A 14,501-nucleotide genomic window follows, 5' to 3' on the forward strand; every position below is an offset into this window, starting at 1 on the left:
CTAGCTCGTCGAAGGAAGATCGAGAAGCTTATTTCTCGAACTTACCCTTCTGAGCCTTACGAGGCTGGAGGTCAACACCGCAGTAGATGTCGAACCAGTCCAGTTCCACGGTGTCGTCGGTGTAACCAACGTTGGCGATCAGAGCGGTTTCGTCCGAACCCGAGATCTGGAAACCTGGGTTGAAGAAGCCGTCGCCGTTGGTGTCGAACATCGACTTGACCGAACCGTCAGCCATCAGGATGTTGGCGGCACCACCCGACTTACCAACCGAGTGCCAGGCGAACCAGTCACGAGTGTCTTGAGCCCAGTTCTTGTCTGGACCGACACCGGCCAGACGCTGGCCAGCTTCGTTGTTGTAGGTACCTGGGGTAGCCGAAGTCATGGTCATGGCGGTGTAAGCCGTGCCCGATGGATTGGTCATCAGGTCTGGGCTGGCGTAGGTCTGAGGATCCTGCAGGTAGTCCCAAGCACCCGAAACGGTGTCGGTGTAGACAACCAGGTCGCCAGAAACGTCGTTCGCCAGGGTGACCTTACGATCAACACCGGTGATACCGGAAGCGGTGGTGCTGACAGCTGGACCGTCGCAGAACGATTCGGCCAGACGAGCACCTTGACCCAGACCAGCGTCCAGGCTGATGTCGGTACCGAGAACGGCTTCGTCGGTGTCACCAGGGGCACCGCAACCATGCAGAGGAATCGCCTGCGATGGGATGACGGCCGATTCAACGATACGCAGCGACAGACCACCGAGGGTACCTGGTTCGCCCTTCAGGCTCGAACCGGTGCCGCTCTTGTTCAGAGCCAGCGACTGACCGATCGCGGTGTAACGAGGAGCGGTACGGACAGCGAACCAGCTCGAAGCGTAGTTCGTGTTGTAACCGTTGTCGATGAAGTTGACCTTCACGTACTCGCCACGAGTAGCCGAGAGGTCGGCACCAGCCGAACCGCTAGCGGCACGGATAGCGGAGCAAGCACCAGCGGCCAGACGACGGGTGTCACCGTTGTCCTTGGCGTTGGTCGTGTCCAGACCCAACAGGTCGTTCAGCTTTTCCAGACCACGCAGTGGCGAGGTTGGGCAGAGCATTTCAGCCGGAGCAGCAGCACCGGTGTTCACCAGGTCGGCAACCCAACCGTAGGTGTCTGGGCAGCCGTCACGACGGAAGTCGTAAGCCGAGCTGATCAGACGACCGCGCTTGTCGGTGTTCGACCAGATGTACATGCCGATACCGAACTGACGCAGGTTGTTTTTGCACTGGGCGTTACGAGCAGCTTCGCGAGCACGCGAAACGGCTGGCAGCAGCAGGGCAACCAGGATACCGATGATGGCGATAACCACCAGCAGTTCGATCAACGTGAAACCACGTTTCTTCATTGAAAATCTCCAAGGATTTGATTACAAGCAATTGTGGAAAGAGTGTCGTAAGACGCTTTTCAGAGGGCCGTTGCACTGGGAGTTCCAAATCTAGTGCTTCGGTCTCTCTTTATTTCTGGCTGTGATGTTCCTTTGCGGGGTGGGTGTCTTGAAGGCGTTTGAGGCGCGATCCAGACCGTTTTCTCATCTACGAACAGGAACCGACTGACTACTCTGACCTCCTTTCATCAATGTGATTTGGTGAGATTGTTGATTGCGAATATCAACGTTGTGTGAACCTCGGAACGAAGTTTCAGTGAAGGTTCATTAGCCCCCTCACGCACTCTCATTCCGCCGCCATTTCTGGCCGTTATTTGTATTTCAGGGGCTTCAGATCCCAGCGCGAAAACATGTCAGTTTCGGGCACTTCAGGATCTGCGGCGGACGCATTGGTGATGTCGTAGCCAATCTGGTATTCCTCGACCGCGACATAGCCAGGGTTCAAGTAGCCGTCGCCATCGACGTCGGTCGTCGAGCGGACACTGCCGTCGGCCATCAGCACATTACAGACGTCGCCATGGTTCACGCCAAACTGACGCAGGTCCTGACGGGTTCTCTCCCACCAGACTTCCTTCCAGAGGCGTTGATCGGCACCCGAGGCAAACGAAGGCGGATTTAGCAGGGCAGCAGCGCCACCGCTCCACGAACCGCCCGAAGCGGCGTTGGTCAGACCGGCTGGATTGCAGACGCGTGGTCCCCAGGTCATGGCCGGAACCATCGGATCACCTGCCTTCATGGCTCCGGAAATGCCACGCGACAGAAGGCCACCGCCACCGGACAACCCGTCCCCCATGATCGGCACCAGGCTGGACGATGCCGCGGCATTGTCCAGAATCGCCGTGCTCAGCGGACCATAGGTCGAGCCGAGCGTGATTAGAGGATTGCCGCTGGTAGATCCTCGGACGTTGCCGTCGGGGCGACCTGAGACGTAGGTCATCTTCACGCGTGATCGGACCAGGAACCAATGAGCGGTGTAGTTGGTATTGTACTGCTGTTCAAAGATCTTGCTTTTGACCAGTTCGTCCCGTGCAGGGCCAATGCCCAGGCCGGTCGCGGCGATCTCGCGGCAAGGGTTAAAGCCCACCACGCCGCTATCGAAGATGGTCGATTCCGAGCCGAGCGACTTCCCTTCCGGGTCGGCAAACTGGGCATACAAATTCGGAGCGGTACCGGTGATCGATGTGTTCGTTTCCGAGATCAAGTCTTCATAGGTATCCGAGATCTGCGAGACGTTCGAGACGCAGGTCATCGAACCAATGGTCATCCCTGAGTTCACCAGGTCGGCCACCCAGCCCACTTCGGTCACGGCGCCATCACGGCGCCAACTGAAACTGCCGCTGCACATCCGACCGCCACGATCCGCGGCGGCGAAGTTCACCAGGCCGATGCCGATCTGTTTCAGATTCGACTGGCATTCCATACGTCGCGCCGAAGCACGCGCGGTCGCCACGGCTGGCAGGATCAAGCCGGCCAGAATACCGATGATCGCGATGACGACCAGCAATTCGACGAGTGTGAAACCTCGACGCGGTTTGGAATTCGATGGACTCATGGACATGGCTTACCTGCACTGGATAGGCATTGGGGCCGATTCGCCACGACTGGCCATGGGCGAAGGCCTGGTTTCAGTTGGTTCTTCAGAGAGTCCGCTTTCATGGCCTCGAAATGCCGTCCGCCGAGGCAGATTCGGGAAAGCGGATAGGGAATGTACGGGTTGGTTTTCAGCTTGGATGTAGGAACGCTTGCTTATGGATTGCTTGCCTTGCCGCTTGCAATCGCCCACATTCTGGGGACGTGGTGTTAAGAACGGATTTAGTCCCAGTTGTCTTCGCTTGAAGAGAGCGCAAGCGAATCGGGCACGATGTGTGATCGTGCGCAGAAATAAGAAAGATGAAGAGAAGTGTTAAGGAGTTTGTTAGGTTGTTAAGGTCGATGTTAAGAAATCAAACCACTCAGCCAATGGAAAAGGCCACTGCAAAACGCTCGGGATATCCGGTGCGTTCTTCAGCGGCCTCGTCCTGGAACTCACAAATTGCTTCGTAAACATTCTTGGAGGGAAATGTCTCGATGTGCTTGTTACGATCTCTTCACGGAAGTGGTTCGTTGCCGCCTGGAAATATTCAAGAAAGTTTCCGGCTCCGCGCATCGGCAGGGGAAAAGCTGACCATAAAATGTCGAAACCTGAGGGGGTGACGTTCATCGAAGGAAGAATGACCGCCACCAAATCTATTCCATTGTTGTCGTGGCGAGGCCATCGGTTAGAAGGGCTTAAATCTTGTCTGAAACGGAACTTATCGCAGCCGAAGTCGTACAGCTTGCCGTCGGGATGCCCAAGAGGTATGGCGACCCGGAATCGAGCGATCCGATGCACCGCGTCTGGACCACTGGCTTTTTCAAGCAGCCGGTCGAAGGCGAAGTCCAGCTAAACCAATTGGGTTTCGAGGGAGACGGCGTGGCCGACCTGGTCAATCATGGCGGCGTCGATAAGGCGGTGCTGTGCTATTGTGCCGAGCATTACCCGGTCTGGCGGAACGAGTTCCAGCAGATCGATAGCCTGGCGAGCTCGTTTCCGGTGAAGGAGTTCGGTAACGGGGCGTTCGGCGAGAACCTCACGGTGTCGGGCCTCAATGAAGAGACGGTCTGTCTGGGGGATGTTTACGAAATCGGGACGGCCGAGGTCCAGGTCTCGCAGCCGAGACAGCCTTGCTGGAAGCTGGGCCGGCGCTGGCAATTGAAGCAATTGACTGCCTTGGCGGTGACCACCGGCCGAATGGGGTGGTACATCCGGGTCCTGGAGGAAGGTGCCGTGGCGAAGGGGCAAGCGATGCAATTAATCGAGCGTCCGCTACCCGATTGGCCGATAACGCGGGTGAACGAACTGTTTTACCGCGATCGCCATAATGTCGAGGATGCCCGGACCATGGCCGATTGCCCCTTGCTAGCGGAAGTTTGGCGAGAAGATTTTCGGTCGCGGGTCAAAAAATCGGAAGGCTAGCAAAGTTTCGCAAATCGTTACGACTGTAGCAGATACTTCACGAATCAATCCGATTGCTGGTTTTAGTAATGCTGATCAGGGCGATCGGACGAACATATTCTTCATGCTTCCGCCTACCCCAATTGCCTTTGGGAGGTAAAATAGGGGAGCAACACAAAACATTTGGATCTAAGCCTTCGGCCTCCATCCGGCAGAGGGACCAATTTTTTGCGAATACCCGTTTCACAAACGGCTAGTGCAAGTGCACGCTAAGAAACGCGTATTTCTCGCAGCGACTCCACTCGTCGCATTGGCCGAAGGTTTACTTACAAAAGACGCCCCGCTGACTAAGCGGGGCGTTTTTTGTTTCTTGCCAGTAGGAAAGCGTCTCTGCCGATCGATTACGGGCTGATGGCCCCATCCAGCGGAACCAGGTTCTCTTTCGAGAGCCGCCGCAGCTGCCCGCACGCGGCGTTGATTTTGTCTCCCTTGCGATGCCGGAACTTCACGGTGATGCCGTGGCTCTCGAGGATCTCGCGAAACCGCTGCTGCGCTTGCACGGTCGGAGTCGCGTAGGGAAGCCCTGGGACCGGGTTATAAGGGATCACATTCAGCAGGGCAGGCCGACCCTTCAGCAGGCGAGCCAACTGCTGGGCATGTTCCGGGCGATCGTTCAGTTCCGAAAGCAACACGTACTCGAAGGTCAGGCGACGTCCGCTGACGTCGAAGTAGTGATCGGCCGCGTCGAGGATCTTTTGAATCCCGATGTTCTTATTCACCGGCACGATCTGGGTACGAAGCTCGTCGTTCGGGGCATGCAGCGACACCGCCAGGTGAAAGCGTGTGTCGAGCTTCGACAACTTATCAATGGCCGGCGGCAAGCCGACGGTGCTGATCGTTATGCGGCGGGCACTGATCCCCAGGCCATCTTCCGCCGAGGCAAAGTTCAGCGCCGGTAGCAAGCGATCGACATTCGCCAGCGGCTCGCCCATGCCCATGACGACGATATGGCTCAAGCGTTCGCCTGCGGGCAAAAGCATCTGCAGACGCAGCATCTGTTCGGCGATTTCGCCGGAGGTCAGATTGCGATCGACGCCATCCAGGCCCGAGGCACAGAATACACATCCCATCGCACAGCCGACCTGGCTGCTGATGCAGATCGTGCGGCGTTCTCCATCCCGCAGCAAAACGCACTCGATCCGTCCGCCGTCTTGCAACTGCACCAGCAGCTTCTCGGTGCCGTCGTCAGCGGTGGTGTGCTTGGCGATGGTGGTCGTCCAGATTCGGGCCGACTCAGCCAGCTTTTCCCGTAGTGCCTTGGGAAGGTTCGTCATCTCTTCGAACGAGTCGACGCGCTGCTGGACGATCCAGTCGCGCAGCTGCTTGGCACGGAATTTCGGCTGTCCCAGCTCTTGGACGGACTCTTCGAGCTGATGCTGGACGATTTGTTCTACGAGGTCGATCATTCAAAAATGGTACTCAAGCGAGCCCAGAAACCCAAGGATTCGCGGGAAAACAGCGGCCAATACGCCCCAGGGCGGAAGGACCCGCTCGCAGGCCAGTCGGGGCCGATTCGTTGCCAGCAGGCGATTTTGGCCCTTGTTTGTGGCCAGGAATGCCGTCGCTGGTCAAATCGGGGGAAAACGTCTTGCCCATGGTGAACCGCGTCAGAATGCGTTATATTAGCGAAATTCATCACTTCGCGATGGCGGGGCCAACTGGCAAACTTCTCTTCCGTCGATTCTCCGCCTCGCAAGTACTAGGTCAACTTCCCCAACGGCAAGATTGCACTATGGCCCGAAAAGTCGCTAATCGTAAAGAGTTGCGCGCCCAAGTGGAAGCTGCAGAAGCAGCCGACGCTCAGGATGATGGAGCACCCAAGAAGAAAAAGGCGAAGCGCAAATCCCGCAGTAAGAAAACCACAGAAGTCCGCATGAAGATGTTCTGGGGCGTTTTCAATCAGTCGATGAAGCGGGTCGCTCTCTACGAATTCGACCAAAAGGAAGAAGCAGAAGCGAAAGCCGCCGATCTGAGCAAGTCGGGCAAGCCGCCTCACTTCGTTCAGAAGGTCAAGGAAACGATCGAAGAAACGATCGAGTAAGCACGCGGTCGTTCAGCAACTTCTTGAACGGTCCCCCCCATGCATCGTTGCCTCGTCCTAGTACCAACCTCAACGTTCTGAGTGCGGGAGTTTCCTCAATGATGCTTCGATTCTATCTGTCTTCATGCGCTATTCTGCTGGGAATGGCGCTAGGATGTTCCACGGAGCCTGCCAAGCCGGCAGCTTCCGGTGGTGGAGGGACTCCTCCGGGGCCTGCGACCGCCGGTGGTCCTCCGATGTTTGCGCTCGCGCCTCCAGGCGACGCTACGCCTCCGCTGGACGATGGCAAGGTTCAGTCGACCATGCCGGCCGGGTGGAAGTTTCTGCCACGCTCCAAAGACTATCTGTTTGCCGCCTATCTCGAAGACAAGGCTGGCGTTCCGCGCATCGTCTTGAAGCAGGCCGATTCAGATGGCTTGCCAAATTCGGATTCCGACGCCGCAGTCGATCAGTTGGTTGCCAAAGTGACCGAAGAAGTGGGCAGCGACAAGAAGGCTGCCATCACGAAGATGAACCTCGGTGACAATCGCTTCGTTCGCTTCGAGAAAGCGATGTCGTTCCGCAGCCAGCCCGCCAGCGGCGTGACACTGGAAACGGTTTTGGGTGGCAAGCGTTACTCGATCGAGTTGTTGTCTTACACCAGCGACAACAATCGGCACTTGCCATCGCTATATCGCTTTGCGGCCGACTTGAAAGTCTCGGATGGCACGGCTGCCCCGGCGGAAGAGCCAATGGCAACCGAAGAGCCGAAGGAAGAGGCTGGATCGGAAGAAGAGCCAATGACCCAAGAGAAGCCAGGCGAGGAAAAGCCTGCTGAAGAATCGGCAGAAGAATCCTCGGCGGAAAGCCCTGAGTAGGCCACGCGCTTCTGAAATCTTAAGGGTGTGGCCCGTCGGCATCGACGAAGTGCCCACCCTCGTACACGATCAGTGCCTGGCGATTGGCGAGTAGCCACTTCCAGATCGGGTCGAGCGCGCTGCGGGTCGCTTCTTTCTCGTCCGCTTGCTGTGTCATGTCTTGAGCGGCGATCATGCTGGTCGCTTTTTCCAGCATGCTGGCCAGGTGTTCGCTGTCCTGCTTCTCTTGGGCATAGCGTTTCAGCAGTTCAACATCGTCTTCCATGATGCCATCCCCAGGGTGATTGAATTCCAGGACCGCCTTCGCTTCGGCATCGTGCAGGAGCAAGTCTCCTTCCAGGCGATAACGCCGAGAGATCTGCGGCAGCATACGTGCGAGCTGGTCACGCGTGAGATTGCCGTCCGTGATGATGCAACGGATGTATTGGCCCATGCCGATGAATCTCGCAAAAGGAATCCAAACGTCAAATGCGAAGTCTGGTCAGACAAGCACAGAATGTTCCATCTGGCTCAGGTGCGTGTTACTCGTCTGGAATGAAAAGTCCAAGCGCCGGTCAATCGAAGACGCGGCAGATCGCTTCCGATGCATTTGAATGGGTTGATGCTGCGCGATACGAAAACGAGAACCTTCGTAATGTGTGTTCCCGTAATTTCTGGCGACTCCTAACGACCCGCAATCGCGATGCCAGTCGTCGAAGAAGAGGCTGCCCCAGCCGCTCGCGTACAATCCTCGCACAGGCGGGGGGGATCGTAAAGATTAAGATGCTGCTAGAAAGCCAGATTTATAATGAAACAAACCGCATAGAGTTGCGGGCAGTTTCTCGTAATCTCCGCACGTCGAATGGGTGCGCTAAGTATGCTAGATTGAGCTCCTTCCCACTCCCACCTTTCTTCCTTTCCTTGCGAGCCCCCTCATGAAACGCGTAGTGCTCTTTCTTTGTCTGATTTCGTTTGCCGCCGTGGCGTACGCCGATAAACCTGCACCTCCAGAAACACAATTGGTGAAGCCTGGCGAGCGGATCACCTTCGACAAGCTCGATCAGGAAGAAGCGTTTGGCCGCAAAGGTAAGCCAGGAGCGAATGGCTGGCGGGCAGGCATTGGCGAGTGGAGCGTCGTCGACGGTGCCGGCTATGCCAAAGAAGAAGGCCCGAGCGAAAAGCGACCGCGTGGCCATGAAGCGGTGTGCGAACATATCGTCGACTTGGGCGACCTGGTGTTGACCGGCGAGTTCAAGCTGGGCCCGGCACCTCAGGTTGGTTTCGTCTGTCGCGACACGCATCAACCCAATCACCATCTTGGTCGCGTGCTGATCACGCCGTCCGCTATCTGGATTCAAAAGATGAGCGGCATTGCCAAAGAGACACGCAAAGAAGAGCTGAAGCGGATCAAGGTCGACATCGATCCAAACACCTGGCACAAAGTGACTGTCGAAGTCAAAGGGGATCGCTGGCTGGTTCGCGTCGACGATCACGTCCTGGAAGGGAGCCACGAACGTTTTCTCGATCGCAAAGGTCGTGTCGGCTTCGTCGCACGCGGAGAAGGGGCTCAGTTCCGCAACGTCGCCATCTGGAAAGCGGCTGAGTAAAGCGAGCGGCTTCGCTTCTCGCCACGATTATTCTTCGTACTCGTCCGGGTCTGGCTGCTGTAAGACCCGGCTGGCAGGGATGTCGATTGTCAGGCTTTGCCCAGGTCGCTGCTGGGCGAATGTTTGAATCCGCTTCAGGCTATCGATGATCGGCAACGAGATCTCACGGAAGTGGATCGCAACGGTGCCGCTGTCGTGCAAGAAGGCGGCCTGATCTCGCAGGTCTTCGATTGGTTCGACGTTCCAGCTATCCTCTTGTTGCTCGAACAGCTGACAGCGACCAATGCCAGCTTCAATGCGGATGGGCTCGCCACGCCAACGTAGGCCCCGGGTAACTTTCGCTTTTTGAACAATAGAACCAGCAGGATCGACGTATTCGAGATAGAACTGCCGTCGCATGGCGTGGGCATCGTCCTGAAGATAATCGATCAAGGTCGCTGCCGCGGCACCGACGCCTTCGCTCGTGACCACGCGGGCGTAGTCATCCCAGGGAGCCCCGAAGAGTATTTCAGTCGAGATCTGCTCAGGCTGCCACAGGGCCTGAATCACTTCCATGTCAACCGGCGATAATTCAACCGTCAGATGCTCTTCATCTGCCTGGAGGAACATGTTGAGGTACATACCGTACTGCTCGATTTAGATGGCGTGATAAACAGATCGTTCACAAGGCATTTCGTAACTACGTATGTTGATATTAAAAAATGCACCTGGCAATCACAGATCGCGAGGTGCATTGTTATGAGAGTATATTTTCGTCGTTTTACGTCATGGGGACCTATCGGGTCGCACACGACGGGTCGTCGTCGCAGGTGTAGTCGAAGAACTTACGGTCCTTGATCACTTTGGCGACCGGGGCTGGAACCATCGACTCCCACGAAAGGTCGCACTCTCCGATCTTTCGCAGCACGTCACGCGAGAAAATACCGAGGCAATCTGGATCGTAATTATCCAGATTGTTGATCCCGCCACGCTCCAGCAAATAGCCGTAAAGCTTCTTTAGCTCGGGTTTGATTTCCAGGTTTTCGCAAGTCATCAACTCGCCCGTGTCGCGATCGAGCAACGGATAGCAGTAGATCTTCAGGTCGTTCTTGAACAATCGGCCAAACGATTCGAGAATGCCGCCGTCGAGCTGCGTGTAGTACTTGTCGTCGAACAGCTCTCGCATGCTGCCGGCACCCATGGTGATGGCAATCTTTTCCTTGGTATAGCGGGACAGGTAAGCCGCCAGGCGGTAATACTCGAAGTAGTCCGAGATTAGCACCGTCATCCCGCAGGCCGCCATAATGTCGGCTCGGGCCAGGAAGTCGCGTCGATCGATCTCCCCCTCGGCCTTCAAGTTCCGCATGGTGATCTCCATGATCTGGGCCACCTCTTTCCCTTTCACTTCGGGAAGCTGCGAGAACTTTTCATGGGCACACTGCAGCATATCGACATTGACGTTGCAGACCGGACGGAAGCTGCCGCGTTCGACCAGCAGCGGCTTCTTGTAGAGGAACTCGGATGGCTGCAGCACGGTGCCGTTGGCAGCAAACATGGCGGCACCGCTCAAACCGAGTTCGACCAGCTTCAAGCTCATCAGGCGGTTGTCGACCCGGCGGAAAGCGATCCCGGAGAACTCGATCATGTCAATCTCGATGCGCGAGGTCGACAGACCATCCAGCAACGAATCGACCAGCATTTCGGGCTCGTGATGGTAATGGAATGCGCCGTAGACCAGGTTGACGCCGACAATGCCCAGGGCTTCCTGCTGGAGAGCCGTTTCGTTGTCGAGCATCCGGACGTGGATGATCACCTGGCTGTCTTCGTCGCGCGGGTGAGCTTGGAACTTGATGCCCATCCAGCCATGGCATTCGGCGCCACCTTTGTAGCCACGTGCGGCCACGGTGTCGGCGAAGGCGAAGAAGGTGCTCGTCTCGCCGCGCATGTCGGTCAAGCGTTCGAGGTTGAGTTTATGTTCCTGGTCGAGCATCGCCTGCAAGCGTTCGCGGCAGACATAGCGGGCGGCGCGGCCATAGATGGCATCGCTCACCTGCATGTCGTAAGCGGACATACTTTTGGCGATCGTGCCCGCGGCGGCACCCACGCGGAAGAACCAGCGGACAACTTCCTGGCCGGCCCCGATTTCAGCGAAGGTTCCGTAGCGGCGGTTGTCGAGGTTGACGGCCAGCGCCTTTTGATGGGTGTCCAGCGGCTTATTAGCGGAGGAGATTTCGAGCATACGATTTTGCGGTGTAGGTCGTGAAATTGAGTATGGATCGAACGAATGCGACGTCCTTCGCAAGTGAGTCTGAGCGAAAGACACACTGCGATAACATAACCCTTCGACAACATCGTGTCACAACTTTCTCTTCGGTTTCGCCGTCAGCAAATCCGGTCTTTACGGCGGAAAAGAGGTGCGTAAGAAAAGTCCGCGTAGACCGGCGTTAGGGGAAGAAGGGGGACTGTTCGATGCCAGCAGCAATGCGAATTACGTCTGTGGCTGTTTTTGGAAAAACAGGGGTGCTAGCGTAGTTAGAGAATGTGCTTTCGCCATTTGCCTCGGTTTCCCGCTCGCCAGTTCGCACATTGCTTTTGTAGCGAACGAATCTCGCCGGTTCGATTTCGAGTGCGTCTTTCGCGTGCACGACCGCGCATAAAAAAGCGGCCACGGTGGGGATGGATGCCACCGCGGCCGCTTGGCGAAAAGGTAAAGGGAGGAATAAAGAAGAGCAGGGTTGGAGCGAGTTCTAACCGAAGAGCGATGTAACGGCTTCGGCCTTGACTAGCTCGCGAGGTTGATTGAGGTGGTTGTAAACGATGGTCTGCGGATCGATGCCGATCGCGTGATACATCGTGGCTAACAGTTCGGTGGGATGGACCGGATCGCTCTTGGGAGCGGACGCGGTTTCATCCGATTCGCCATACACCTTGCCGCGGCCGATCCCGGCACCAGCAAGGCATGCGGTGTAACAATAAGGCCAGTGATCGCGACCGTCGGCGCTGTTGTTATTGCCGGAGGTGCTAACGCCGCGCTGCGGACTACGACCGAACTCGCCCACGGCAACGATCAAGGTTTCTTCCAGCAGGCCGCGGTCGTCCATGTCGGAGATCAGTGCCGATAAGCCGGAGTCGAGCAGCGGAGCCGATTGGGTCTTCATCCGTTTGGTCAGCTCAACGTGATGGTCCCAGCTGTGGTTGTCGCTGTTGGCAACCTTCGGCCAGATCACCTCGACGACGCGGGTACCAGCTTCCACCAACCGACGAGCCAGCAGCAAGCTTTGGCCAAACGTATTGCGGCCATAGCGATCGCGGGTCTTGTCCGACTCTTTGGAAAGATCGAACGCGTCGCGTGCCCGACCGCTGGAGATCAGATTGAGGGCCGTTTCGTAATACTTGTCGAGATCGTACGACTCGACCGCTTTGTCAAGCGCCGGCATGCCGGCGTTGATCATGTCGCGCAGGCGAGCGCGGCGACCGAGACGTGTGCTGGTAATCTCGGGGCGGAGCTTCAAGTCGTCGACGTTGATACGCTCCATCTTGTTCATGTCCATATCGTCTCCGTTGGGGAAGAGATAATACGGATCGTACGCGCGGCCGAGGAAGCCAGCGGTACCTGACTTGTTGACGACGTTACTTTCCTGCAGCGGGCGAGGCATCATCACGAACGGCAGCATCGGAACTTCGGGCGGCTTGAACTTGATGATATTGCAGCCGAAGTTCGGGAAGTCTTTCGGTGTCGGCGGTTCTAACTGACCGCTGGGGCTCACCTTGTCGGCGGTATAGCCGGTATGCATCTGATAGATGGCGGCCGTGTGATTGAACAACCCAACCGGTGTATAGCTCATCGAGCGGATGAGCGTCAGCTTGTCGGTTTCCTGCGCCAGCTTCGGCAGGTTCTCGGTCAGGTCCATGCCTGGCACTTTGCTGCCGATCCGCTTGAACGCACTGCGGACGTTATCTGGAACGTTGTCTTTGGGGTCCCACAAATCGAGATGGCTGGGTCCACCTTGCAGGTAGACCAGGATGATGCTCTTCGCTCTGCCGAAGTGAGCACCATGCGAAGTCACCGGCGCGGCTTGAGCTTGCTGCGATTGAATGTTCAGCAGTTGCCCGAGGGTGAGCCCTAGCATCGCCGATCCACCGACGCGAAGCAGATCGCGGCGGGAAGGTGCCAGGTGGCTATCGCAAACGTCCTTCGCTTTACTTCCAGGAATGACCAGCATGAGGAATGCTCCTTGGTCAAATGGGAGGATCGCCATCACGGGTGAAGTGATGGCATGCGAGCGGAGGTAGGATGGCCGAATCATCAAGTGATAGATGAACGAGAGAGAAGGTCTCTCGGCGGGCATCCGGCGCTTGCGGGGAGAGCGCGGTCCTCGACAAAACAGCCTGTCATGGTATTACCCCTCACACGAAGGCTGCAGGCCGCAGTATGACAATTCGAAAAGGCAAAGTCAAGCTGCGCATCCGCGATCGGTTTTAGTGGTGCGATATGCCCCTTAGGGCGGTCGATTCGCCCTGCTAGCGTGTGTTTCGGCCCGATTCGTTTTCCATCTTCCGGCCGAAACGCCGTCGCTGGTTGCTCTTGTCGGGGGCGGCTTCTTTTTGGTACCTACCGCCACGGAATTATCTTGACTGAGAAGGAGTGTCGAATATGCGACGTCAATTTTTGAAGTGGATTGCTAGCAGTTTTGCATTCGGAGCCGCGTCGGCACTGGGTGGTAACCGGGCCTTCACGTCGCAGTTGATGGCGGCCAATACGGTCGACCTGAAGGACACTTTGGAAAAAGATTTATACGCTCGAACGCCAGAGCAATTCGAGTTTATTGAGACGGTTGTGCTGCTGGTCGCCAACAAGATTCTTTCACCCAAGTTGGTTTACTCTACCTTTAAATGGTCTCTGCAGTACGACAAGGGGCGACGTTTTTACTACTTCGAAGCTGCGATGCGAAAACGCGCCAAGCAACAGGGCGTGGAAATCTAACAATCGCCAGATAGTTCGTCTACAAACTCCTTGACCGCTAAGCGGTTTCCCCGAGAATCGTCCAGACAGAGCGACACTTGCGCTGTGCTGCGCGGTTTACTCTAGAAGGCGACCCACCCCATCCCACCTCGGTCGTCTCGAATCTTGGAACAGATCGACAGAAGAGAAAAGTCCCATGACGGAAACGACCCGAAAGAACATTACCCAGCTTATATTGCCAGGTTTGTTCCTTTTCGGCGCCCTAGTTTACATGCACGGCCCCGGTTACGTGCAGTTCTTTCGCAAGCACATGCTCGCCTACAGCATGCAGCGTGATTCGTTGTTTGGCCCCGTGAAGTACAACGTTCGCCTCAAGGCGATGTTCACGGACGAACTTGGCGACGAGTGCATGGTCTATGTGATCACCGACCTGGAGCAGTCGAAGTCAGACACCAACAATCACGAAGAGCTGCTTCTCGTGGATAAGTGGAGCAAGGTGATCGATCGAAAGGTCGAAGCCAACGCCGGTTTCATCCGCAGCACGCATCTTTCACCGCAAGATGGTTATGCCGTGCTCGAAATTGTGCGCGACATTCCGCAGCAGTCGCATCGGATGGCCCAGGTCGTCCA

The 14,501-nt window shown here is 56.6% G+C and carries 13 protein-coding genes; 5 read left to right on the plus strand and 8 right to left on the minus strand.

The window, feature by feature from the left end:
• Positions 1-28: 28 nt before the first annotated feature.
• From AB1L30_RS22380 to AB1L30_RS22390, 3 genes are all read right to left on the minus strand, one after another.
• Positions 29-1,372, minus strand: a complete 1,344-nt coding sequence (locus AB1L30_RS22380; protein ID WP_367016150.1) for a DUF1559 domain-containing protein — start codon at positions 1,370-1,372, stop codon at positions 29-31.
• A 349-nt stretch (positions 1,373-1,721) separates the two neighbouring features.
• The gene (locus tag AB1L30_RS22385) at positions 1,722-2,963 is read right to left on the minus strand and encodes a DUF1559 domain-containing protein (RefSeq protein ID WP_367016152.1); all 1,242 of its coding nucleotides are present in this window, start codon (positions 2,961-2,963) and stop codon (positions 1,722-1,724) included.
• A 363-nt stretch (positions 2,964-3,326) separates the two neighbouring features.
• The gene (locus AB1L30_RS22390) at positions 3,327-3,632 is read right to left on the minus strand and encodes a hypothetical protein (RefSeq protein WP_367016154.1); all 306 of its coding nucleotides are present in this window, start codon (positions 3,630-3,632) and stop codon (positions 3,327-3,329) included.
• A gap of 54 nt (positions 3,633-3,686) precedes the next feature.
• Here AB1L30_RS22390 and AB1L30_RS22395 point away from each other — a divergent pair, with 54 nt between their 5' ends.
• Positions 3,687-4,406: an MOSC domain-containing protein gene (locus AB1L30_RS22395; protein WP_367016156.1), complete on the plus strand. Its 720-nt coding sequence runs from the start codon at positions 3,687-3,689 to the stop codon at positions 4,404-4,406.
• A 380-nt stretch (positions 4,407-4,786) separates the two neighbouring features.
• Here the strand turns inward: AB1L30_RS22395 and rlmN are convergent, their stop codons facing one another.
• On the minus strand, positions 4,787-5,851 hold the full coding sequence (gene rlmN / locus AB1L30_RS22400; RefSeq protein ID WP_367016158.1) for a 23S rRNA (adenine(2503)-C(2))-methyltransferase RlmN: 1,065 nt from the start codon (positions 5,849-5,851) through the stop codon (positions 4,787-4,789).
• 149 nt (positions 5,852-6,000) lie between these two features.
• On the opposite strand from rlmN, the gene AB1L30_RS22405 reads away from it, so the two are divergent.
• Together AB1L30_RS22405 and AB1L30_RS22410 are read left to right on the plus strand one after the other, a co-directional pair.
• Positions 6,001-6,486: a hypothetical protein gene (locus AB1L30_RS22405; protein ID WP_367016160.1), complete on the plus strand. Its 486-nt coding sequence runs from the start codon at positions 6,001-6,003 to the stop codon at positions 6,484-6,486.
• Positions 6,487-6,584: 98 nt separating this feature from the next.
• Positions 6,585-7,343 carry a hypothetical protein gene (locus tag AB1L30_RS22410; protein WP_367016162.1) on the plus strand — a complete coding sequence of 253 codons (759 nt, stop codon included), beginning with the start codon at positions 6,585-6,587 and terminating at the stop codon, positions 7,341-7,343.
• 19 nt (positions 7,344-7,362) lie between these two features.
• Here AB1L30_RS22410 and AB1L30_RS22415 read toward each other — a convergent pair whose 3' ends face one another.
• The gene (locus tag AB1L30_RS22415) at positions 7,363-7,776 is read right to left on the minus strand and encodes a hypothetical protein (protein WP_367016164.1); all 414 of its coding nucleotides are present in this window, start codon (positions 7,774-7,776) and stop codon (positions 7,363-7,365) included.
• Between the two features lie 481 nt (positions 7,777-8,257).
• On the opposite strand from AB1L30_RS22415, the gene AB1L30_RS22420 reads away from it, so the two are divergent.
• Positions 8,258-8,929, plus strand: coding sequence for a family 16 glycoside hydrolase (locus tag AB1L30_RS22420; RefSeq protein ID WP_367016166.1), 672 nt, complete (start codon positions 8,258-8,260; stop codon positions 8,927-8,929).
• Between the two features lie 27 nt (positions 8,930-8,956).
• Here AB1L30_RS22420 and AB1L30_RS22425 read toward each other — a convergent pair whose 3' ends face one another.
• From AB1L30_RS22425 to AB1L30_RS22435, 3 genes are all read right to left on the minus strand, one after another.
• Positions 8,957-9,550 (minus strand): hypothetical protein, encoded by a 594-nt coding sequence (locus AB1L30_RS22425; protein WP_367016168.1) that lies wholly within the window; start codon positions 9,548-9,550, stop codon positions 8,957-8,959.
• Between the two features lie 154 nt (positions 9,551-9,704).
• Entirely contained in the window at positions 9,705-11,147 is a 1,443-nt protein-coding gene (locus tag AB1L30_RS22430; RefSeq protein WP_367016170.1) for a TonB-dependent receptor, read from the minus strand.
• Between the two features lie 508 nt (positions 11,148-11,655).
• Positions 11,656-13,131, minus strand: a complete 1,476-nt coding sequence (locus AB1L30_RS22435; protein ID WP_367016172.1) for a DUF1501 domain-containing protein — start codon at positions 13,129-13,131, stop codon at positions 11,656-11,658.
• Positions 13,132-13,562: 431 nt separating this feature from the next.
• Between AB1L30_RS22435 and AB1L30_RS22440 the strand changes: the two genes are divergently transcribed.
• A complete protein-coding gene (locus AB1L30_RS22440) occupies positions 13,563-13,892 on the plus strand; it encodes a hypothetical protein (RefSeq protein ID WP_367016174.1) in 330 nt (109 codons plus the stop codon).
• The last annotated feature ends 609 nt before the right edge of the window (positions 13,893-14,501 follow it).

Source organism: Bremerella sp. JC817, from assembly GCF_040718835.1.
Taxonomy (GTDB): Bacteria; Planctomycetota; Planctomycetia; order Pirellulales; family Pirellulaceae; genus Bremerella.

Excerpts from the sequence above, each read along its gene's own strand:
- AB1L30_RS22380 (WP_367016150.1), bottom strand. The coding sequence starts at position 1,372 with ATGAAGAAACGTGGTTTCACGTTGATCGAACTGCTGGTGGTTATCGCC.
- AB1L30_RS22385 (WP_367016152.1), bottom strand. The coding sequence starts at position 2,963 with ATGAGTCCATCGAATTCCAAACCGCGTCGAGGTTTCACACTCGTCGAA.
- rlmN (WP_367016158.1), bottom strand. The coding sequence starts at position 5,851 with ATGATCGACCTCGTAGAACAAATCGTCCAGCATCAGCTCGAAGAGTCC.
- AB1L30_RS22405 (WP_367016160.1), top strand. The coding sequence starts at position 6,001 with ATGCCGTCGCTGGTCAAATCGGGGGAAAACGTCTTGCCCATGGTGAAC.
- AB1L30_RS22410 (WP_367016162.1), top strand. The coding sequence starts at position 6,585 with ATGATGCTTCGATTCTATCTGTCTTCATGCGCTATTCTGCTGGGAATG.
- AB1L30_RS22415 (WP_367016164.1), bottom strand. The coding sequence starts at position 7,776 with ATGGGCCAATACATCCGTTGCATCATCACGGACGGCAATCTCACGCGT.
- AB1L30_RS22420 (WP_367016166.1), top strand. The coding sequence starts at position 8,258 with ATGAAACGCGTAGTGCTCTTTCTTTGTCTGATTTCGTTTGCCGCCGTG.
- AB1L30_RS22425 (WP_367016168.1), bottom strand. The coding sequence starts at position 9,550 with ATGTACCTCAACATGTTCCTCCAGGCAGATGAAGAGCATCTGACGGTT.
- AB1L30_RS22430 (WP_367016170.1), bottom strand. The coding sequence starts at position 11,147 with ATGCTCGAAATCTCCTCCGCTAATAAGCCGCTGGACACCCATCAAAAG.
- AB1L30_RS22435 (WP_367016172.1), bottom strand. The coding sequence starts at position 13,131 with ATGCTGGTCATTCCTGGAAGTAAAGCGAAGGACGTTTGCGATAGCCAC.
- AB1L30_RS22440 (WP_367016174.1), top strand. The coding sequence starts at position 13,563 with ATGCGACGTCAATTTTTGAAGTGGATTGCTAGCAGTTTTGCATTCGGA.